Source organism: Actinomyces sp. oral taxon 171 str. F0337, assembly GCF_005696555.1.
GTDB classification, from domain to species: domain Bacteria; phylum Actinomycetota; class Actinomycetes; order Actinomycetales; family Actinomycetaceae; genus Actinomyces; species Actinomyces oris_E.
This window is the reverse complement of the sequence record NZ_CP040005.1, coordinates 3067799-3089407: the sequence shown is the minus strand read 5'-3', so window position 1 is coordinate 3089407 and position 21609 is coordinate 3067799. Positions and strand designations below refer to the sequence as shown.

12 protein-coding genes and 1 pseudogene are annotated in these 21609 nt (G+C 68.0%); 4 read left to right on the top strand and 9 right to left on the bottom strand.

The genetic code is table 11. The annotated features are described in order from the left end of the window. Positions 1-1160 precede the first annotated feature (1160 nt). A pseudogene (locus tag FBF36_RS13620) lies at positions 1161-1770 on the top strand (integrase core domain-containing protein); the annotation flags it as partial. A 266-nt stretch (positions 1771-2036) separates the two neighbouring features. Here FBF36_RS13620 and FBF36_RS13145 read toward each other — a convergent pair. The 8 genes from FBF36_RS13145 to FBF36_RS13110 all read right to left on the bottom strand — a co-directional run bounded on the left by FBF36_RS13145 (position 2037) and on the right by FBF36_RS13110 (position 14936). Further along, positions 2037-2984, bottom strand: a complete 948-nt coding sequence (locus FBF36_RS13145; RefSeq protein WP_009395793.1) for an ATP-grasp domain-containing protein — start codon at positions 2982-2984, stop codon at positions 2037-2039. Between the two features lie 8 nt (positions 2985-2992). Beyond that, a complete protein-coding gene (locus FBF36_RS13140) occupies positions 2993-4306 on the bottom strand; it encodes a PLP-dependent aminotransferase family protein (protein ID WP_034492037.1) in 1314 nt (437 codons plus the stop codon). A gap of 234 nt (positions 4307-4540) precedes the next feature. Next, the gene (thrC, locus tag FBF36_RS13135; RefSeq protein WP_009395795.1) at positions 4541-5980 is read right to left on the bottom strand and encodes a threonine synthase; all 1440 of its coding nucleotides are present in this window, start codon (positions 5978-5980) and stop codon (positions 4541-4543) included. Between the two features lie 227 nt (positions 5981-6207). Continuing rightward, positions 6208-6534 (bottom strand): thioredoxin, encoded by a 327-nt coding sequence (trxA, locus tag FBF36_RS13130; RefSeq protein ID WP_009395796.1) that lies wholly within the window; start codon positions 6532-6534, stop codon positions 6208-6210. 108 nt (positions 6535-6642) lie between these two features. Continuing rightward, on the bottom strand, positions 6643-7569 hold the full coding sequence (gene trxB / locus FBF36_RS13125; protein ID WP_138137725.1) for a thioredoxin-disulfide reductase: 927 nt from the start codon (positions 7567-7569) through the stop codon (positions 6643-6645). A gap of 85 nt (positions 7570-7654) precedes the next feature. Then, the gene (locus tag FBF36_RS13120; RefSeq protein ID WP_138137723.1) at positions 7655-11959 is read right to left on the bottom strand and encodes a lipid II flippase MurJ; all 4305 of its coding nucleotides are present in this window, start codon (positions 11957-11959) and stop codon (positions 7655-7657) included. Next, positions 11956-14430, bottom strand: a complete 2475-nt coding sequence (locus FBF36_RS13115) for a DUF6049 family protein (protein ID WP_009395801.1) — start codon at positions 14428-14430, stop codon at positions 11956-11958. The genes FBF36_RS13120 and FBF36_RS13115 overlap by 4 nt, the downstream gene beginning before the upstream one ends. Next, positions 14427-14936, bottom strand: coding sequence for an NUDIX hydrolase (locus tag FBF36_RS13110; protein ID WP_009395802.1), 510 nt, complete (start codon positions 14934-14936; stop codon positions 14427-14429). The genes FBF36_RS13115 and FBF36_RS13110 overlap by 4 nt, the downstream gene beginning before the upstream one ends. A gap of 188 nt (positions 14937-15124) precedes the next feature. Between FBF36_RS13110 and FBF36_RS13105 the strand changes: the two genes are divergently transcribed. The 3 genes from FBF36_RS13105 (at position 15125) to FBF36_RS13095 (ending at position 19486) form a co-directional block, all read left to right on the top strand. After that, positions 15125-16612, top strand: coding sequence for a CCA tRNA nucleotidyltransferase (locus FBF36_RS13105; protein ID WP_009395803.1), 1488 nt, complete (start codon positions 15125-15127; stop codon positions 16610-16612). A 9-nt stretch (positions 16613-16621) separates the two neighbouring features. Beyond that, positions 16622-17839 carry a Gfo/Idh/MocA family protein gene (locus tag FBF36_RS13100; protein ID WP_009395805.1) on the top strand — a complete coding sequence of 406 codons (1218 nt, stop codon included), beginning with the start codon at positions 16622-16624 and terminating at the stop codon, positions 17837-17839. Positions 17840-17977: 138 nt separating this feature from the next. Next, positions 17978-19486, top strand: coding sequence for a glycoside hydrolase family 36 protein (locus FBF36_RS13095; protein ID WP_075376715.1), 1509 nt, complete (start codon positions 17978-17980; stop codon positions 19484-19486). Between the two features lie 510 nt (positions 19487-19996). On the opposite strand, the gene FBF36_RS13090 is transcribed toward FBF36_RS13095, so the two are convergent. Continuing rightward, positions 19997-21517 (bottom strand): DUF4832 domain-containing protein, encoded by a 1521-nt coding sequence (locus FBF36_RS13090; RefSeq protein ID WP_225792393.1) that lies wholly within the window; start codon positions 21515-21517, stop codon positions 19997-19999. Between the last annotated feature and the right edge of the window lie 92 nt (positions 21518-21609).

Below are 21609 nucleotides of genomic sequence, written 5' to 3'. Positions count from 1 at the left end.
GCGGACGTAGCTGCTTCCGTTGAGAGCGTCCATCATTCGTAGCGCTCAGGTCCAGAAGTCACTCTGTCGTGTCACGTGGGTTCTCCCAGTTCGTGGGGTTACGGCACCGCTTGCTCCCGGTGAAGGGCTCGACGTCCTTCCATGACAGAGGGAGCAGATATCAGCTGGCCACGTCCCGACGTTGGGAACAATGAGCGCGAATCCTCCGCTGTATTCCACATAGAACTGCGGGCCACAGCAGGGTGCTGGTTCTGGTTCGGGATGGGGGTGGTGTTAACCGCAGCCGCAGTTCTGGAATGTGGTCTATTCTTACGAGAGAGTACGTGCACAGCGCTCCTAGGGGCCAGCACGATCCAGTAGGTATGAACTGAAGGGGTTGCCACTCCCCGGTGCACCGTGAGTTCCTCTCCCGGATTCTGGCGCCGGCACCGACAACCACCTTGGAACTAGGAGTCGGAGATACCTCAGACGGGCCGGGTTTCACGTGAAACACGGAAAGCTGTACCGACTGCTTGCGCTGGGCGCTGATGCGTACTCTGGCCTCTTCTATCGGAGGTCACGCGGTCGCCTCGGTCCGTATCGGTGGGGCGTGGGTGTCCAGGCAATGTCGGCCCGAACTCCTCTACTTTTCTTCACTTCCTACGGCGCCGGACGTACCTCGAATGGGAACACAGATACTCTCCGAACGCGAGACAGCTGTTTCAGTTCTCCAAGAGGAGTCTCAATGACGCATGAAGTGTCATGCACTCAAGGAGCAGGCACAGGGCTGTCGACGCACATGAGAAGTTCTCGGGCCATACAGATCGACTCCTGGTCCTGGTTTCACGTGAAACAGGGACGATTCTGGGCATTCGCATGCCCGTCGTCCTGCCGGTATGCGATGTCGTTCATGGTCTTGAGACATTGAGGCAGGTCTAGTTGTTGTGGGCTTTGAGGTTGCAGTCACGGGGTGCCTGGGGGCAGCGGGACCCCGGGCTGTCAGGATGAGTGGTGTCGAATCATCCTTCCGACAGGAGAAAAGTCCCGCTGTTATGACCTACCGTAACGCTGTGTTGACGCCTTAGGGCTGCTACCGGCTCGTGATGCGTGTCCAGGCAGGTCGTCCTATCGCCTGTGTGGCCGCCGAGGCGATACCCGGTTCTACTGGGCAGACCAACGATGCCGGCAAACCGATCCTGGCCCGCTCGTCGAGCTATATGATCCACCTGGACGTCAAGAAGGTTGGACGCATCCCACCTAAGGGAGGCTGGCGGGCTCATGGGCGCGGTACCCCCGAGGCGAAGGCCTCCAAGCGGGGCAAGAGCACCAGGATTGGCTACACCTACCTGCACACCGCCATCGACGGCTTTTCCCGCCTGGCCTACACCGAGGCCCTCGACGACGAGAAGGCCTCCACCACGATCGGCTTCTTCTGCCGTGCCCGGACCTTCTTCGCCGCCCACGGCATCACCAGGCTCGTGCGGGTCGTCACCGACAACGGGGCGAGCTGCCGCGCCCAGACCTTCACCACGAATCACCTTTTTGGCCTCACGCCACCAGAGGATCCGTCCCTACACCCCACGTCACAACGGCAAGGTCGAGCGATACAACCGCATCCTGGCCGAGGAGTGCCTCTACGCACGCCCCTACTCCTCACAGCAGCAGCGCCGCGATGCCGTCGCGGTGTGGAGCCACCACGACAACGACCATCGACCCCACACCACCTGCGGCAACCAGGCTCCTGCCACCTGCGTCCCAGCACACGTTACCAACGTCATGACCTCATACACCTGGGTGAGGGTCAGCCCCTACCCCGTTGGAGTCTTGGCGTGCTTCAACGATTGGGAAGGTGTTGACTGGGGGGAACGACGACTGACGCAAACTAACTCCTGGTTTCACGTGAAACCAGAGGCGTGCTGCTGTTGCTGAAGCATCGTTGAGGGAAGAGACGGGATCTTTCATGTCGACAGAACATCGCCGTAGGGTGGTGGCCGAATACAACGGTGGCTCCACTCGTATCGAGTGGAGCCACCGTTTCACGTGAAACCGAGTCGGAACTACGGATGAACGAGTGGGTTCCTGACCAACGCGTCATACAGTTCCTCCAACGACCCCTCTGCCTCGGCAGCAATGGGCAGTAGGGATGTCTCCGTCATTCCCGGAATGACATTGACATCAATGAACCACGGTGTCCCCTCATCATCGAGGATAAGGTCGGTTCGTGAGAGATTACCCAGTCCGAGCGTGGTGTGAACCGTGACAGCAGTGGCTTTCACCGTCTCGATCACCGCGTCATCCAGCCGTGCTGGAACGAAGTACTCTGAGCGGCCCGGGTTGTACCGTGCATCAAAGTCGTACTGCCCATCGGTGACGACCTCAACGGGCGGAAGCGCATGCGGCCCCTCTCCTGTGTCGACAACGGAGACCGCAAGCTCAGTCCCGGGGACGTAACGCTCAATGAGGGCGCGCTCGTCGTAGGCGAAGCAGGCCACCATCGCCGATCGCAGCTCATCCGCTGTCGATGCGTAAGAGACACCAAGGCCAGAGCCCCCCTGATGGGGCTTCACCACCACGGGAAGACCCAGATGACCTGCGACGACGGTAAGAACCTCCTGCGCTCCCATTTGACTGAAATAGGATTGTGGAAGTGTTAACGAGTCAGGAGTAATCACTCCGCCGGTGCGAACGCTCGCCTTCGCGGTTGGTTTGAAGGAGGCCCGCTGGCAGCCGTCTGAGTGCGTGCCGACATACGGCAGTCCCAGCGCGATGAGCACATTCTGCAGACCCCCATCCTCCCCGGGGCCGCCGTGAACCAAGGGCCAGACGACGTCGGGTCCGAAGGTCCTGAGTGATCCAATGGTGCGTGCGTCAATGTCCAGGACGAGCACGGTATGCCCGAGGTGCTTGAGCACCTGGGCGACACGATGCCCTGAGCGCAGGGAGATGTCGCGCTCGTGGCTCAATCCGCCGGCGAGGACAGCGATACGGAGTGGAGACTGGTTCATCGTCAACCTCAGATCTGGTCGGGTGCGGGCGCGTGGACGCCTTCGGACTGATGGGGGCTGTGGGTAGGGCCGAACAGGTTCAGCAGTTCAAGATCGCGGCTCACGACGCCGGACAGCCGTCGCACCCCTTCGCGGATCTCGGTCGGCTCGGGATAGCAGAAGGACAGTCGCAGATGGTCCTGCCCTGCCCGACCTCCGGCGTAGAAGGCTGTACCGGAGACGTAAGCGACCAGGCTGGTGACTGCGCGTGGCAGCATGTCCTTGGCGTCGAGTCCCTCTGGAAGCCGGACCCACACGTAGAAGCCGCCGTCGGGGACGTTCCATTGACACATGGGTAGGAACTCTTCCAGCGCCGATACCATGGCGTCGCGCCGCTCCTGGTACATGGATCGGAAGTCCACGATCTGCCGCTTCCAGTCGAACTGCTCCAGGTACATGGAGATCGAGAACTGGCCCACCGACGACGGGCACAGGATCGCCGCCTCCGAGGCCAGCTTCATCTTCTCCCGCACGGCCGGCGGAGCCACGGCCCAGCCCACGCGGTATCCCGGGGCGAAGATCTTGGAGAAGGAGCCCAGGTAGACGACGTCGTCGGGTGCGAGGGTCTTGAGCGCGGTGTAGGTCTGCCCCTTGAAGCCCAGGAGACCGTAGGGATTGTCCTCCACGATCAGGATGTGGTGCCGCCGGCAGATCTCGATGACCCGCGGACGACGCTCCTCGGTGAGCGTCACTCCGGCGGGGTTGTGAAAGTTGGGGAGGCAGTAGAAGAACTTGATGCGGCGTCCCTCCCGCTCGAGGCGGACGATCACCTCCTCCAGGGCCTCAGGAATGATGCCTCCGGCATCAATGGGTACCTGCTGCACGTCGGCCTGGTAGGTCGCAAAGATGGACAGCGAGCCGACATAGGTGGGTGCTTCGGTCAGGACGACGTCGCCCGGATCGACGAAGAGCTCGGTGACGATGTCGACGGCCTGCTGAGAGCCGGTGGTGACGATGACGTCCTCGGGGTCGGCTCTGATGCCCTCCAGAGCCATGACCTCGGTGATCTGCTCACGCAACTGTGGCATGCCCTGCCCGTTTCCGTACTGCAGCGCCCGGCCGCCGTCCTCGCGGATCATCCGCGAGGTGGCCTCAGCCAGACGCTCCAGCGGGAGGTCCTTGAGGTTGGGCATTCCGCCGGCCAGTGACACGACCTCGGGACGTGAGGCGACGGCGAACAATGACCGCGTCTCGGAGGCACGCAGGCCGTGGGCTCGTGCCGCATAGCTGTCCAGCCACGGATCGAGTCGGTTGCCCTTCACCTGGTTACTGCTCTCACTCACCTGAGGTCCTTCCCTGGTCGCCACTGCTGCGTCCGTGCACCCAAGTCTGCCACGGACGCAGCAGTGGTCAGGAGCCGGCGGGCCAAGAGTATTCCGCGGTGTTTCACGTGAAACAAGCGAATCACCCCGCCCGGGCCAGAACGACGAAACGGACCGGGCAAGGACGCGCCGCGCATCGTGGGCACAATGCGCGGCGCGGTGAGGTGCCAGCACCCTTGCGGGTGGCGTCGTCGATCAGCGGCTCAGAGCGCGCTCCTCAATGAGAGTACGCAAGGGAGCCTCCTCGTTGTCGATCGTTTCCACTTTCTGGGGCCGGGCGAGCAGATCGGCGACGACGTCAGGAGTCTCCGGCTCGCTCCCGAGTGCCTCGGCCACAGTCTGTGGGAACTTCGCGGCCTTGGCGGTCTCCATGACGAGTGTGGGGAAACCGGGTTCCATGACGCGCAGAGCGACCGTGACGCCGTCGGCCGTGTGCGGGTCAATGAGGCTCCCAGAGCGCTTCTTGACGCTGCGGATGGTCTCCAGCCGGTCGGCGTGCGAGGACGTCCCGGCTACGAAGCCGAACTCCTCACGCAGACGCGGAAGCTGATCGCGCAGGTCGAGCGTGCCGGTGGTCTCCAGCTCCGCCCAGCGCTGCATGAAGACCTCCGGCCCCAGCAGTGCCCAGATGAAGCGCTCCAGGTTGGAGGCCTTCGAGATGTCCATCGACGGGCTGGAGGTGGCCAGGGTGTCCTCCGCCGAGCGGGGCCGGTAGATGCCGGTGGTGAAGAACTCCTCGAGCACGTTGTTCTCATTGGTGGCCAGAATGAGACGGCGAATCGGCACCCCCATGGACCGAGCCAGGAAGCCGGCATAGATGTTGCCGAAATTGCCCGAGGGCACGCATACGTCGATGCGGGTGTCGGCGCGGCGCCCCTCCTCCACCGCATCGGTGACCCGCAGCCAGGACCACACGTAGTAGACGGCCTGCGCGGCGATCCGACCGATATTGATGGAGTTGACGGCACCCAGGTGATGGGCGGCCTTGAAGCTCGCGTCGTTGCTCAGCGCCTTGACCAGTGCCTGGCAGTCGTCGAAGACGCCGCGCACCGCGATGTTGTGGATATTGGCGTCCTGGAGGGTGTACATCTGGGCGCGCTGCACCGGGCTCATGCGGCCGGCCGGCGAGAGCATGAAGACACTGACACCCTCCTGCCCCCGGAAAGCGTGCTCGGCTGCCGAGCCGGTGTCACCGGAGGTGGCGCCCAGGATGTTGAGAACCTGGCCGTGCTTGGCCAGAACATAGGGAATCGCCTGCCCCAGGAACTGCATGGCCAGGTCCTTGAAGGCCATCGTCGGCCCCTCGGACAGGCCCACGAGGGCAAGGCCGTCGGCGACGTCGTCGATCTCGGTGACAGGGACGACCGGCTGTGGGAACCGCTCCTGGCCGTAGGCGGCTCGAGTCAGTGCGGCGAGGTCCTCCCGGGGAATGTCGGTGGCGAACAGGCCGATGACCTCCGTGGCCAGGTCGGCGTAGCCCAAGGGCCGCCAGGCCTCGAGCTGCTCGGGGCTCAGAGCGGGAAGCCGGCTTGGTACCGCCAGGCCGCCGTCGGGCGCCAGGCCCGCCAGAAGAACGTCCGTGAACCCCGCTGGTGCCATCTGGCCACGGGTGGAGATGTACTGGGTGTGCTGCATGTGCCGCTTTCTTGCCGTGTCGCATGCCCTGGTTGCCGCGTGCGATTCCGGTGCGATTCTACGGGGCCGTGACGGTGGGTGACAGATGCGGTGACGACCGCCCGGCGGCGAGACCAGACATCAGACAATCGGCGGGACAATACATCGGCCCCGCCGAGAGACACCCGTGAGGGGGCGGCTCAGCGAGGCCGATGTGTGAGAATGAGAAGAGGGGCGAAGCCCAAGCCTCAGGCCAGGACCTTCTCCACCTCGGCCTTGAAGGAGGCCTTCGGGCGCGAGCCGCTGAACTGGTGGAAGATCTCGCCGTCGCGCACCACGGCGAAGGTCGGGATGGAACGCACGCCGTAGGAGCGGGCCGTGGCCGGGTTGGCGTCCACATCGACCTTGACGAACTTGACCTTGTCACCGAAGTCGGTGGCGACCTCGTCCACAATCGGCGCCATCTGGCGGCAGGGGCCGCACCACTCGGCCCAGAAGTCGATGACGACGGGCACCTCGGACTTGAGGACCTCCTCCTCGAAGGTGGCGTCGGTGACGGCGAGAGCCTCAGACATGATTGTTCTCCTCGAACGTTGTGAATGGGTGAGTCGGGATGGGGCGTGCCGGTTCTCCGACGTCGGCGGAGCCTGCCCGCCCCGTGCTGGGTGGAGAGAGGCGCCGGGTCAGGCCTGCAGAGTGGTCAGGTAGTGCTCGGCGTCGAGTGCGGCGCGGCAGCCGGATCCGGCCGCCGTGATCGCCTGCTGGTACGTGGGGTCGGCGACGTCACCGCAGGCGAAGACCCCGGGAATGCGGGTGCGCTGCGAGGGAACCTCGACCTTGATGTAGCCGGCCTCGTCGAGCTCGAGGACGTCGGCGACGAGCTCGCTGCGCGGCACCTGACCGATGGCGACGAACAGGCCCGTGGCCTCGATCTGGCGGCGCTCCCCGGTGACAGTGTCCTCCAGGGTGACACCGGTCAGCGAGTCCTCGCCGTGAAGCTCGACGACTCGCGAGTTCCAGGCGAAGGAGATCTTCGGGTCCTCCTGGGCGCGCTTGGCCATGACCGCCGAGGCGCGCAGCTCATCACGGCGGTGGACCACCGTCACGGAGCGGGCGAAGCGGGTCAGGAAAGTGGCCTCCTCCATGGCCGAGTCCCCGCCACCGACGACGACGATGTCCTGGTCCTTGAAGAAGAACCCGTCGCAGGTGGCGCAGTAGGACACACCGTGGCCCGAGAGGCGCTCCTCCCCGTCGATCCCCAGGTGCCGGTACTCAGAGCCGGTGGAGATGATGACCGTGCGGGCCTCGTAGACGCCGTCGGAGGTGGTGATGCGCTTGACGTCGCCCTCCAGCTCGAGGGCGGTGACGTCCTCGTAGCGGATGTCGGTACCGAAGCGCTCGGCCTGCTCCTGCATCTGGTTCATGAGCTCGGGACCCATGATCCCCTCGATGAAGCCGGGGTAGTTCTCCACCTCGGTCGTGTTCATCAGGGCGCCGCCCGCAGTCACCGAGCCGGCCAGGACGACCGGGTTGAGCTGGGCACGGGCCGCGTAGATGGCGGCTGTGTAGCCGGCGGGGCCGGAGCCGACGATAACGACGTCGTGAATCATGACTCTCCTGACGAGCGGATGGGGCCGCAGTGTGCGGTCACTTGGGGTAACTGGTAATCAATACGGCCTGTTCCCGGAGAAGATCTTATTTGAGTGTGATCTCCGTCATTGTGGCCTTGTAGTTGTCCGTCCTCTTCAAATTTTGGGGAAGCTGGGTGATCCGAATGACGATGGTGTTGACCTCTTCAGGCTTGTCGATCTTCAACGTGGTGTTACCTGCAGTGAAGGAGTTCGTAGCGAGTATCGTGCCGTTGGCGTCCGATGCGTGGACCTCGACCTGACCTCCCTCGCTGGTGGTGCCCTGAAGATCGATCTCCGAGACCTTGGCGGGGTTCTTGAGCGTGATCTGGATGTCGACCGGATCCGTCTCAGGAGTCGCCGAGTAATGAGAGGACCACTCATTACTCGTGTCCCCATCAGTGAGGAATCCAGCTTGCGAGGAAGCGAATTTACTGGAGTCGTCCACAACGCTGACGCCGGCGATCTCGGGTGGGGCCGCAGTCTCCTGGGGCGCGGGCTGCTGGCCGCCCCCCTCATCGGCCTTCTGAGCACTGGCCGAGGGGACGGTGTCGGCGGCCGCGCGGTCCTTGTCCGCGAAGGGGATGCCGATCGTCTGGTACACGATGTAGCTGGCCACCACCAGTAGGACGACGACCATCAGGACGAAGGTGACCAGGATGGAGCTGGTCGTGCGCTGCTCCCGGCGAGCGGTCTCGGGGTCGACCTCCTCGTCCTCGTCGTCCTCGAAGGCCGGGAAGCTGCCGGTGAAGGGCTCGGCCGGAACCGGTGCCGGCCCGGGGACTGTCTCGGAGGCGGTCGACAGGACATTCGGAATCGGGTTCGTCGGCCCGGTGACCTGGACATAGACGTCGTCGGCGGACCGCTCCTGCGCAGCCGCCGGCTCGGGCTGCTGAGGTTCAGGGACCGGCGTGGTCGGTGCTGCGGCAACGGAGGCCGCCTCGATGACGGAGGTCCGCTCCGCAGGTGCGTCGGTAGCGGCAGGCACGGACGGTGCCGGCTCCGGCTGAACCGGCGCGGGTGCCCCCTGTCCTGCCGGGGCGCTGACCGTGGTGCTCCTGCCGGCACCACTGCGCCGCAGCCTGTCGAGGACTCCGCGAGCCGCGCTGGCGACGCCGGCTCCCGCGGCACTGACGGCGGCTGTCGCACCTGCGGTGGCGTTGGTGCCGGAGCCACTCCCACCGGTGACACCGCCGCCCGACGAGGGACGCTGGGGCGAGGGGGCATGCGTCGTGCCGGACTCGTGGTAACCGGTCACCTGATCCCAGGTGCCCAGTGAGCGCGCCACCTCCGCCGAGGAGATGGGGGGCTGGCTGCTCCACGTCCGTTCGCACAGCTCATCCAGGACCGGGTCGATTCCCGGCACGAGAGTGGAGGGCTTGACCGGGACGCCGCCCAGTCGTGGCGCGGAGGGAATGCCGGGGCGCTTGCCCGGCCACCGGCCGGTCAGACCGTAGTAGAGGATCTCCACCAGGGAACGGGCGTCGGCGCGGTCGGCGGCCGACGGGTCATGGCCGGCGACCCGGCTCTCCAGATCGAGGGCGGCGGCCTCGATCCCCAGGCCGCTGACCTTCACCGTCCCATCGGGAAGAATACGGATGGACTCGGGAGACAGGTTGAGGTGGTGCAGGCCCTTGCGTGCACCGGCGTCGAGCGCCTGCGCGGTCTCACCGATGATGGCGCGCGCCTGCGCCGGGGACATACCCCGGGAGACCAGGGAGGAGAAGGTGCGTCCGGTCAGCGGCTCGGTGACGATGACGGATGGCTCGGCGCGCTCGACGTCATAGACCTGCTGAAGACGCTGGTCCTCGACCAGTACCGCCCTGCTGGCCGACTCCAGGACGTTGTCGCGATGAAGCGTCGCATCGGTGAGAACCAGGATCGTGACGTCTCGATCCAGGATCGTGTCGACGCCACGGTGCCTGACAATGCGCGGCAGCGTGGTGGACAGCGTTCCCAGGAGCCCGTAGCGACCACTGCCGATCGGCGTCGCCTCCGACATGCGTCTCCTTCCTTGAGATGGTTGTCCATCTGAACCAGTTGTCCCCATCGTAACTGTCTGAGGGCGCCGGATAGGGGTGATGTGGCCCGTGTGGGCGGAGGCATGTGACTGGTGGAGGGCGGACTGCCCTGTGGCCACCCGGGAAGGGGGAATGCTGGCTGGCAGCGACGGCGGGATACTCCCGGGTGCGTTGGCCGGGACGTGCCCCGGGGTCTGCCAGTGGTGGGAGGAGCCTGCCGCGGCATCGGCACTGGGGGGCGGTGGCGGCGCCACTGCCTGCGAGGGCGCCGGTGGTGGCGGTGCGAGCGGGTGGACGGGCCGTCCGTCCTGGGGGTGGCCCGCCATGGCCTGAGACGGGTGGCCGCCCGGGTGCTGCGGACCCATTTGACCCGGCTGTCCCCAGGAGTGGGTCCGCGCCTGAGCCGGTGGTGGCGGTGCGGGCGCGACCGCCTGGGTGCCGCCGGAGGTGTAGCCAACAGCACCATGCCCCGTCGGGTCCGTCGAAACACCCGAGGGACCTGAAACCGTGTGAGCCGCTGGGGGTGGCGGCGGTGGTGCCGGTGTCTGGACGGCGGGCATCTGAGCAGTCGCCTGAGCCGGTGGCTCCTGCGGTGACAACCAGGCCGCCGCCGCCAGGACCACTCGCCCGGGTGTCCCGGGCAGACGACGACCGACCGTGGACAGGATCCGTGAGAAGGGCCGGAAGGCGACCGTGATCTCCTCGATCCCGACGACACGCCCCATCAGCAGGTAGATGAGTGACATGACGGTGGCGACGACGGCGATGTGCCCGAGTGCTGCCGACATGTTGGCCAGGGAGGAGTCGGCGTCGACATTGCCCAGCATCATGTTGAGCAGGATCCCGACGATGATCGCGGGCGCCACCGCCATGATGAGACGCAGGTGGGTGGTGACGATCTTTCGGCCGTCGAGGCTGGGCAGGTGGGAGCGCATCATGGGCATGACCACCACGCAGCCCCCGATCTGGCTGATCGTGTTGGCCGCGCCCGCCCAGGTCATCCAGTGGTTGGCCGGAGCGACGAAGTAGGCCATGACGCACAGGATCACCGGGATGACACCGACGACGACGTCGGCGAGCAGCAGCCGCTTGGTGTCGGAGTAGGCCAGCATCACCCGCTGAGTCCCGAACCAGATCCCCTGCGGGACGATGCCCAGCGCCAGCGCGATGAGCATGGGGGCGCTGGCCTGGGCCTCGGGCAGGGAGATCGAGGGGGTGAAGAGCTGAAGGGCCGGGACGGCCAGGACACAGATGCCCGCGGTGGCCAGCACCGTGAAGACACCCGCCGAGCGCAGCCCCAGGGAGAGGTCCTCGCGCACGCCGGCGGCGTCCCCGGCCGCGGCCTTCTCACTCATCCGGGTGAACAGGGCGGTGATGATGGAGGTGACCACGAGGGACTGGGGCAGCATGTACACCAGGTAGGCGTTGAGCCACATGGTCGTCGAGGGCACGATGACGTCCGCGTACTCGGGCTGCTCGGAGGCCGTGACCGCGTAGGAGCCCAGGTTGGAGGTGATCCAGTTGCTCAGGCTGGCCACGCCCACTCCGGCCAGCGCCCACAGGGCCACCTTGACGGTCTTGCCCAGCCCCAGGCCCCGCACCCCGAAGATGATGCGTGGCCGGAAGCCGGAGCGCACCAGGGGGATGTAGAGGATCAGTGCCTGGACCGCGATGCCCAGGGTCGTCGTCGCTCCAATGAGAGTGATCCGGGTCCAGTCCCAGACCTCTGCGCTCTGACCCGCGCTGTAGCGGCCATAGAGGTGGAGGTAGAACAGGATCGAGGCGATCGAGATGATGTTGTTGAGCACCGGGGACCACATGTAGGGCCCGAAGCTCGAGCGGGCGTTGAGCACCTGCCCCCACAGGGCGTACAGGCCGTAGAAGAAGACCTGGGGCATGAACCAGAACGCGAAGGCGAAGGACAGCGCGCGCCACTGCCCCTGAGCCAAGGAGTTGGCGTTGAGGGTGAAGATGAGGGGCGCGGCCGCGGTCGCGATGCACGTGACCGCCAGCATGAGCGTGGCCGCGGCGGTCAAGAGGCGATTGACGACCTCCTCGCCGTTGCGGCGTCGGAGTGCCTGGACGATCTGTGGCACCAGGATCGCGTTGAGGATCCCGCCGATCATCATGTTGTACAGGTAGGTGGGCAGGTTGTTGGCCGTGTTGAAGGCGTCGGCTGCCCCCGACCCGGTGGCGCCGAGCGCCATGACGATCAGGGCGTTGCGCACCATGCCCAGGATGCGGGAGACCAGGGTCCCCGAGGCCATGATGGCCGAGGACCGCGCCAGGGACGCCTGGCTGCGCCCCGGGGAGGGGGAACGCCCGATCCGTACACGCTTGATGATGCTCATGCCGTCTCCTGTGCAGCCGGGGCCACCGCGGTGCGGCGGCCTCGTCGTACTGTCCTCACCGTACCGATCACCACGATGGAGACCAGGACCCCGACGACGATGCCGGTGCCCCGGCCCTCCCAGTCGGCGCGTACTCGCATGTGGACGGTGGTGGGTGTGCCCACGGTCGTGCCGTCGGCGGCAAGCACCTGCACCCTCAGACCGACGTCGCCCGAGCCGACGGCCTGGATCGGCACCGTGACCTTGGCCTGCTGGTGGGCCGGCACCCTCACGGTGGTGGTGCGTGGGACCTGAAGGCGCTTGTTGTTCGAGACCAGGTAGACCTGGACGGTGACGTCCTGGCTCAGGGAGGAGGTGATGCGCACCGGCAGCTGCGCCTCGGAGCTGATGACGTTGATGGTCGACGACGGCACCGCGGCCAGCGAGGAGGTGACGTTGGTGCCGGAGGCCTCCGCGGCCGGAACCTGGGCGTTGCGGGTCCTGGGATCGGCTCGCCAGGACGCTGATGAGACGACTGCCTGCAGGTCGGTGTAGTCGCCCAGCACCGCGGCCGGCTCGGAGAGTACGGAGGAGATCGACTGCAGGGTTCCGGCCGTACGGCCGGCGGCGACGAGGGTGTCGGTGGACAGCTCGTTGTCGTCGATCACCGTCTCCGGCAGCTCGGAGCGCTCGATCCGCGAGGTGCCCTCGTTGACGGCTGCGACCTCCTCCTGGGCGCGCTCCTGAAGGGCGTCCAGGGGCTGGGACCGGGCCCAGGAGACCGAGCGCAGGGTGGCCACCCGCTCCCGCACGACGGACGGTTGCACGGCGGAGGCGGCCTGGCGGGGCATCGCCACGACGACGTCTCTCTCCAGCGCCGGGGCCTGGCGGGCCAGGATGGCGCTGTTGCTGCGCAGCAGCTGGCGGGTGTCGAGCTCGGCCGCCTGGGCGCTCTCGACACTCTGGGTGCTCTGATCGGAGCCAGTGGGCCTGGCGTTCTCACCGGTGAGTGCCCCCGACAGGGACTGCTCCGGAATCAGGACCGCATGGCCCCCGGACGCACCCAGACCCGAAGGGGTGTAGGTCAGCTCGTCGGCCGGTGGCAAGGACTCCGGTGAGGCGATGATGGTTGACGCCGGTTGCGGCAGCGCATTGACCGTGGTTGCGTCCGCGGCGCTGGAGGCCAACCAGGTCAAGGACGTCGGGGCCCCCGCCTTGACGATGGCCGACTCCTGGGTGCGCCGTGCGGCCGTCTCAATGAGGCCCGTCTGCTGCAGATGCGCCAGCGCCGCGGTATCGGAGTCGCCCCACGGCAGGGCCACCAGGCTGTCGGTGTGGATGGCCCGCGCGAGAGCGGCGGAGAGCTGGATGACCTCGTTGGAGGCCTGAGACGCCTTCTTGTCCGACGGTGACGCCGTGGCGGTGCCCCCCGACTGCGGGGACGGGGCGGGGCTCGCCGAGGGCCCCGTCGTCGACGGGGCCGATGACGCGGAGGGGTCAGCGCTCTGGGATGATTGAGGGGCGCCATCAGGGGTGGCGGGTTGGGAACCGCTGTTGCGCGCGGCCTGCTCCAGGCTGGCCGTGGTGACGCCGAGGGCCTCGACCAGCGCCGGGTCGACGGCGACGACGACGCCGTCGCCGGCCATGCTCACCAGGCCGAGGACCCGGCTGTGGATGCGACTGAGGGCCTCCGAGCGCTCCTGAGTGCGCGGACCGGACAGCACCGCCATCTCCTGCGCGGAGGCGGTGACCGGCAGGAAGACGGTCATGCGCACCGGTGCGACGGAGGCGCCGCTGTCCCACACGAGGATGCTGCGGTCCTGGGCCAGGGAGATGTCCTGGGCCACCAGAGCGACGGAGACGCCACGCGGCCCCCACTGGTCGGCGCTGGTCAGCGGCAGCTCGCCGGCGGGGATGGTGATGGAGAACTGGGAGACTCCCCCGGGCTGGAGATCGTGACCCAGTGGGACCGCGACCGGGTCCGACAGCCCCGACTCGTCGGTTCCGGTCAGCCACCTGCCCAGGCCCCGACTCGTGGACTCCGTGGATCGCTGCACCCTGGTCACCAGGTCCGCCCCGGTGATGGCCTGACTGGTTCCGTTGGTGATGGTGCCGGTCAGGATGAGGTCCTGGTCTGTGTGCAGCACCTCGGGGGCCAGGGCATCGATGCTCAGGGTCACCTGGTTGGTGGTCGTCTCGGCGCGCTGGCCCGAGGAGCCGGTCTTCTCGCTCGCCGCCGGAGGTGAGGAGGCCGTCGTCGCGGACGGCGTCGCCGGAGCGAGCGGTGCGACGTCAGCAGAGAGTCCACCGGGCTGCGCGACCAGGATCGCTCCGGAGCCCTGGTCCGCCTCGGCGGCGGGCAGAGCGATCACCGGCCACATCGCCAGGCCCGCCACCCCCAGTAGGGCGGCAATGGTCACCATCGCCCTGCTCCGCAGCCGGGAGCCCAGCGTGGTGACCACCTTCGCGCACAGATAGGTGGTGCCCGTCATCCATCCCCCACCAGGATGTCCCAGGCCGCGGCCACGATACGGCGCTCGTTGGGGTAGGCCAGCCGGTGGGAGACGTCGTCGAGGGCGACCCACTCGACGTCCTCGGCCTCATGGTCCGGGTCGTTCTCCGTGGTCAGCGTGCCGCTGACCGCCTCCAGCAGGAAATGGTGCACCACCTTGTGGACACGGTGCTCGTGGCCGGCGAACCAGTAGTCGATGGTCGCCAGGTGCCGAAGAACCCGACCGGTGATCCCGGTCTCCTCCATGATCTCGCGGACCGCGGCCTGCTCGGGGGTCTCAGTGCCCTCCAGGTGCCCCTTGGGCAGGCACCACTCCAGCCGCCCGCCCCGGTTGCGCCGAGCGATGACCGCGGTGAAGGCCTGCCCGTTCTGAACGTCGACGACCAGGCCGCCGGCACTGGTCTCGTTGATGATCGGCAGAGTGCGCGCACCCGCCCGGTGGGCCGGGTTTCCGGCGCGGGGCGTGCGAGTGCGTGGAGAGGGCATGGGGACACTCTAGGGCGTTCGAGCCGCCGGGCGCCTCTGGCCGAGTACGTCGTCGCACACAACTGCGCCGTGCGCGGACGGACTGCCGTGACGGTGCGTGCCCGCCTGCGCGAGATGGTCATCACCACGGGGATGCCGAGGCCGAGGACGACGGCGCGCCGGTGAGGGTTCATGGCAGGCTTGGGCCGATGACTGCGCACCCCACTCCCGCTGAATCCGCCGACTGCCCGGATGCCGTCGAGAACCGCGGCCTGACACCCAAGGCCCGTCAGGCGCTCGAGGGCCTGCCCCCCGCCCTGGCGGCCCTGGGGTACGCCTTCGTGCGCGCCGGGCACGAGATCGCCCTCGTTGGCGGGCCGGTGCGGGACGCCTTCCTCGGCGTCGCCCCCCACGACCTGGACCTGACCACCTCGGCCCGCCCCGAGCAGACCGAGAAGATCCTGGCCGCCTGGGGTGAGACCACCTGGGACGTGGGCCGGGCCTTCGGCACCATCGGCGCGCGCAAGGGCTCCACCATCGTGGAGGTCACCACCTACCGCACCGAGGCCTACGAGGTGGGCTCGCGCAAGCCCCAGGTCACCTACGGCGACACTCTCACCGGGGACCTCACCCGCCGCGACTTCACCGTCAACGCCATGGCGCTGCGCCTGCCCGACCTCGAGCTCGTCGACCCCTGCGGCGGCCTGGCCGACCTGGCCGCCGGCGTGCTGCGCACCCCCGTCAGCGCCGAGCAGTCCTTCGACGACGACCCCCTGCGCATCATGCGGGCCGCACGCTTCGCCGCCCAGCTCGGCTTCGACGTCGAGATGGACGTCATGACCGCCATGGAGGAGATGGCCTCCCGCCTGGAGATCGTCTCCGCCGAGCGCGTGCGCGCCGAGCTCGAGCGCCTGCTCATCAGCCCCTGGCCCCGGCGCGGACTGGAGCTGCTGGTCCACGCCGGCGTGGCCGACGTCGTCCTGCCCGAGCTGAGCGCCCTGCGCGAGACCGTCGACGAGCACAGGCGCCACAAGGACGTCTACGAGCACACCTTGACCGTCCTGGACCAGGCCATCGACCTGGAGACCGGCCCCGATGGACCCGTCCCCGGCCCCGACCTGGTGCTGCGCCTGGCCGCCATCCTCCACGACATCGGCAAGCCCGCCACCCGCCGCTTCCTGCCCGATGGCACCGTCACCTTCCACGGGCACGACCACGTCGGCGCCCGCATGACGGCCAAGCGCCTGCGGGCGCTGCGCTTCGACAAGCAGACCGTCAAGGACGTCTCCCGGCTGGTCGAGCTCCACCTGCGCTTCCACGGCTACGTCGACGCCGCCTGGTCGGACTCGGCCGTGCGCCGCTACGCCACCGACGCCGGTCCCCTGCTGGAGCGTCTCCACCGGCTCACCCGGGCCGACGTCACCACCCGCAACCGCCGCAAGGCCGCCATGCTGGACCGCGCCTACGACGACCTCGAGGGGCGCATCGAGTCTCTGCGCGCCGCCGAGGAGCTCGCCGCCATCCGCCCGGACCTCGACGGCGGCCAGATCATGGCCGAGCTCGGCGTGGCCCCCGGACCGGTCGTCGGCGAGGCCTACCGCTTCCTCATGGACCTGCGCATGGAGAAGGGATCGATCGGAGAGGACCTGGCCCGCCAGGCACTGCGCTCCTGGTGGGCGGCCCGGCAGAAGAGCTGAGGGCGAGAAATGCGTGAAACCTCAAAGGATCTGCAGGTCGGTGTCGTCGGCATCGGGGCCCGCTGCTACCTGGCCGCGCTCGCGGATACCTCACCGGTCCCGGCCCGGCTGGTCGCCGCGGCCGACATCGCTCCCGACGCCGCCGAGCGCGCCCAGCGGCTCCTGCCCGAGGGCGTGGCGGTCGTGGCCGACCACCGCGACCTGCTGGGTCACGGGATCGACGCGGTCGTCCTGACCACTCCCGACGACACGCACGAGGAGCTGGCCCGCTTCTTCCTCGAGGCCGGCATCCCGGTCTACCTGGAGAAGCCCCTGGCCATCACCATCGAGACCGCCGACCGCATCCTGGAGGTGGCCCGGCGCACCGGCACCCGCCTCTACGTGGGCCACAACATGCGCCACATGGAGGTGGTGCGGCTGCTGAAGTCGATCATCGACTCCGGGCGGATCGGCGAGCTCAAGGCCATCTGGTGCCGCCACTTCGTGGGCAACGGCGGCGACTACTACTTCCGCGACTGGCACGCCGAGCGCCGCCACGTCACCGGCCTGCTGCTGCAGAAGGCCGCCCACGACATCGACGTCATGAGCTGGCTGGCCGCCTCCGCGCCGGCCCGCGTCGTCGGCATGGGCGGGCTCATGGTCTACGGGGAGGCCGAGCGGCGCCCGGCCGGGACGAGCGCCGGCACCGTCATGCAGGACTGGTTCAGCCTCGAGCACTGGCCCGCCTACGAGGTGAGTGACCTCAACCCCGTCATCGACGTCGAGGACCACTCCATGCTCATGATGACCATGCGCAACGGGGTCATGACCTCCTACCAGCAGTGCCACTTCACCCCCGACTACTGGCGCAGCTACACGGTCATCGGCACCCGCGGCCGGGCCGAGAACCTCGGCGACGGGGCCGGTGACGTCGTCAAGGTGTGGACCGAGCGCACGGAGCACTACTCCGAGCGCGCCACCCAGGAGTACGTCATCGCCGAGGAGGGCACCGGGCACGACAGCGCCGACCAGCTCGCCATCGACGAGTTCCTGCGCTTCGTGCGCGACGGCGGGGCCACCGACGTCTCCCCGGTCAGTGCGCGCGACGCCGTCGCGGCGGGCGTGCTGGCCACCCGGTCCCTGCGCTCGGGGTCCGTGCCCTTCGACGTGCCCGAGCTCGACGCGGATCTGGCGGCCTACTTCCACCGCGGACAACAAAATCCTCACTCACCGGCGGAATCTTCATAAACGACGTGGCTCCGCGTCATCTTTGAGGAAAATGTCGGTCTGGACGGTCGGTACCACGTACAGTGCGAGCCGGGCGGTGCCGGTGCCTCAAGGGGGACCCGACCCGCGGGCAGGACAGGCCGGAGCCGAGGAGAGCGCATGATTCACCACATCACCCTGACCGGGCGCAGCATCGCCCTGGCCTGCGACGGCACGGTGACCACCCAGCACGGGGCCGGCGGCGCCACCGGCGCGGTCTACATCGAGGCCTCCCACCTGACCCTCCTGCACGACATGCGCGACGGCGAGTTCTACCGTACCGGCCAGAACTCCTGGTCGCCGTCGGGCTGGCGCCGCCTGAGCGAGGCGCCCATGCGCATCGCCAACGAGCAGCGCCGTCGGACCGCTGACGACGCCCCCTGGGACGACCCGGCCCGCCACCACTCGGCCTGGATGGCGGTCCTGGAGGACTCCGCCGGGGCGCTGCTCGTGGGCTGCCTGGACGGGCGCACGCCGCGCCTGCGCGCCGACACCGCGGTCCTGGAGGCCTTCACCGAGTCCGGTGACCCGGCGCGCTGGGTGATCCTGCCCGGCCCGGCCACCGCCGTCATGGCCCGCTACGCGCGCGAGCTCGGTGAGAGCCTGGGCGGCCGGGAGATCGAGCCGCAGAGCGTGTGGTGCTCCTGGTACTCCTACTACGAGGGCATCTCGCAGGACGCCCTCGAGCGCGAGATCCCGCAGGTCGCCGAGCTGGGCTTCAAGACCCTCCAGATCGACGACGGCTGGGAGGTCGCGGTCGGCGACTGGGAGGCCGGCGAGAGCTTCGGCGACGGCATGGAGGCCGCCGCGACCCGGATCCGGGAGGCCGGCATGCAGCCGGGCCTGTGGGTGGCGCCCTTCATCGCCCTGCCCGGCTCCCGGGCCGTGCGCGACTACCCGGAGATGTTCGTCCACAACGCCGACGGCGGCCTGGCCGTGGCCGGCTCCAACTGGGGCGGCGACTACTACGCGCTGGACACGACCCACCCCACCGCCCAGACCTACGTGCGCAAGCTCATCGCCAAGATCGTCCACCGGTGGGGCTTCAGCTACCTCAAGCTCGACTTCATCAACGCCGCCGCCATCCCCGGCTACCGGCACCGGCAGATCGATCGCGAGGAGGCCTACCGCACCGGGCTGCGCCTCGTGCGCGACACCGCCGGCGAGGAGACCTTCCTCCTGGGCTCCGGGGCGCTCATCATGCCCTCCATCGGGCTGCTCGACGCCGTGCGGGTGGGGCCGGACGTGGCCCCCATGTGGGAGAACTACGCCTCCGACGACCTGTCCGACGCCAAGGCCTACAACGCCCTGCACGCCGGCATCAACCGGCTCTGGCTGGGGCGGGTCATCGGGGTCGACCCCGACGTCGTCTTCTTCCGCCACCGCCGCAACCTCCTGGACGACACCCAGATGCAGTGGCTGCGCGACGTGGCCGAGGCCAGCCGCTACCGGTGCCTGTCGGACCAGATGACCTGGCTCGACGAGGAGGAGAAGGAGGCCGTGCGCGCCTACCTGGCCGCCGAGGACGAGCCCCTGGAGATCCTGGGCCGCTACCGCTTCAGCCTGGGTGAGCGCGAGATCGACCTCACCGAGGCCATCGAGGGCGAGGCCTCGGCCTACCCCCTGTGAGGCGGGGCTGGGGCGGCTGTCTGAAGTCGGTTGAAGCTAGGCGGATCGCTTCATCGACTGTTTGGTCGCCTCTTCGCAATCTATTTGGTCGCCTTTTCATGATCTGTTTGGTCGCCTCGGAGCCCGCGCATCGCTCTCTTGAGGCTCTGCAAGCCATCTCTGTGCCAGCACAGGAGATATCGGTTGGTGGCCTCTTTGCACTCGACCCAGTACCCGGGCTCGGTCAGCCAGCCCAGGACGACTACTGCACGAGGGTCGGGTGCTACTGGAGGAGGGTTGGGGCTACTCCATAGGGGTCGGGGGTTCGTGCAGTACGCACAACCCCTGGCCAGTAGATCCCCACCCTCGTGGAGTGGGCCGGCTCGAGGCCAGCGCCCAGCGCTGAGCCGATGTCGAACCGCCGCCGGGAGGCTGCGCGGGAACCAGAAGGGGCTGGGCGGGGGAAGGTGAGGCCGGCTCCGGGCCGGTCCTCCGCCAAGAATCCGTCAGGACTCCGCCGTCGGGCCCGGCCTACGTGGTGGGGGTGCGGCCCAGGGTGAGGTAGCCGGGGAGCGTCTGGTCCTGGCCGGCGCTGGAGAAGCGCAGCGGCTGGCCCGACTCCAGCGGGTTGACCACGCGCACCAGGATCGTGTTCTGCCCGGCCGGGTCCGCCGGGAGCTGCCCGGAGAAGGTCTGGGTCTTGCCGACCTCGATCTTGCGCAGGTCCCCGTTGAGCGTGGTGCGTCCGACCTCCGTGCCGTTGGAGGTGTTGATGGCCACCGCCTCCACGTTCCAGTTGTAGTAGAAGGGCGCCACCCCGTTGTTGGCGATCTGCACCTCGACCTTGCCGTTGCGCATCCGCCAGCGCGCCACAGCCAGGTCGTAGCCGGTCTCGGCGGAGGCCTGCACGGCCCGCTCCCGCTCGGTGCCGTTGAGCGTCGTCGTGAAGGCCCAGTTGTCCACCAGCCAGCTCGCGTGCGTGGCCTTGATGGAGGCGTTGATGTCCACTGTTCCTCCGTTGGAGCCCGAGGCCATGCAGCTGCCCGGGTTGCGCACGGAGCACTCCTGGATGCCCGGGTAGACCTCGCCGCCGATCGGGTGCTGCTGCCAGGCCTGGTCCGCCTTGGCCTGCTTCAGCTGCGGCAGGAAGTGCCAGTCGGCGGTGTCCATCGTCGCGTAGCCGAAGGAGTCGTCGTGGTAGCCGACCCCGCGCTTGACCGTCTCCGCGGACGGGTAGCGCGCCAGCGTCGGCGTCACCTGGAAGGCGCCGTCCCAGGTGTCGATGAGGGTGTTCTGGTTCGCCGATGACGGCATCCAGTTCTCGCCGGAGGGGTTGTCCCCGGAGACCTTGCCGTTCATCGGGAAGGTGTGGCCCTCGCCCCAGAAGCCCACCAGGCCGTGGGTGACGAAGGCCAGGCGTGGGTCGCCGTCGTACTGCTGGCCGAGGGCGGAGACGAAGCCGGTGAGCATCGACATCATCTCGGGGTCGTTGTAGTCCGGCGCCAGCGACTGGCCCGGCGCGTTGCCGTTGACCGTGTACTCGTGGGTCGCCACCGCGTGAGAGGTCAGCAGGTAGGACGGGATGCCGCTGGAGCGCCCGGGGTAGTCGACGTAGAAGCGCAGCACCGCCTGGTGCCCGCGCGAGGCGATGGCGTTGAGGTGCGCATCGAGCTTGTCCCACGAGTACGTGCCGGGCCCGGTGACGACGTCGCTGACCGGCAGCGTCAGCCACTCCATCGTGTACGGCGGGGCGTTGTCCTGCAGCCCCGGCGAGTGCGAGGCGTCCGCCGGCGCGAAGGGCATCATGCCCTTGAGCGGGTTGGCCTCCGGCGTGGCCGCCGCGGAGACCTCGGTCCAGGCGCGGTTGCAGTTGCAGGCCCGGAACCCGGTGGCCAGGGACACCACGGCGATGAGCGCCACAACGAGCGCGCCGAATCGCGGCCTGCGTCCCCTGCGGAGCCGGTCGAGCATCTGACGGCCCATCGGGCGCCGACGTGCTCCTGCGCCGGATGCGCCGGCAGCGTCGTCGGCGCCGGCGTGAGACTCTTGCACGGCTCGGACGATGGGGGCCGCAGAGCCTGCTGAGGGGTTGTTGTCGTTCTGTGAGGCGATCATGAGAACTTGTCGGTAGGGACTTGAGCGTG

Bases quoted from the DNA above. Each gene is read 5' to 3' on its own strand.
- FBF36_RS13145 (WP_009395793.1), bottom strand. From the start codon at position 2,984: ATGAACCAGTCTCCACTCCGTATCGCTGTCCTCGCCGGCGGATTGAGC.
- thrC (WP_009395795.1), bottom strand. From the start codon at position 5,980: ATGCAGCACACCCAGTACATCTCCACCCGTGGCCAGATGGCACCAGCG.
- trxA (WP_009395796.1), bottom strand. From the start codon at position 6,534: ATGTCTGAGGCTCTCGCCGTCACCGACGCCACCTTCGAGGAGGAGGTC.
- trxB (WP_138137725.1), bottom strand. From the start codon at position 7,569: ATGATTCACGACGTCGTTATCGTCGGCTCCGGCCCCGCCGGCTACACA.
- FBF36_RS13120 (WP_138137723.1), bottom strand. From the start codon at position 11,959: ATGAGCATCATCAAGCGTGTACGGATCGGGCGTTCCCCCTCCCCGGGG.
- FBF36_RS13115 (WP_009395801.1), bottom strand. From the start codon at position 14,430: ATGACGGGCACCACCTATCTGTGCGCGAAGGTGGTCACCACGCTGGGC.
- FBF36_RS13110 (WP_009395802.1), bottom strand. From the start codon at position 14,936: ATGCCCTCTCCACGCACTCGCACGCCCCGCGCCGGAAACCCGGCCCAC.
- FBF36_RS13105 (WP_009395803.1), top strand. From the start codon at position 15,125: ATGACTGCGCACCCCACTCCCGCTGAATCCGCCGACTGCCCGGATGCC.
- FBF36_RS13100 (WP_009395805.1), top strand. From the start codon at position 16,622: ATGCGTGAAACCTCAAAGGATCTGCAGGTCGGTGTCGTCGGCATCGGG.
- FBF36_RS13095 (WP_075376715.1), top strand. From the start codon at position 17,978: ATGATTCACCACATCACCCTGACCGGGCGCAGCATCGCCCTGGCCTGC.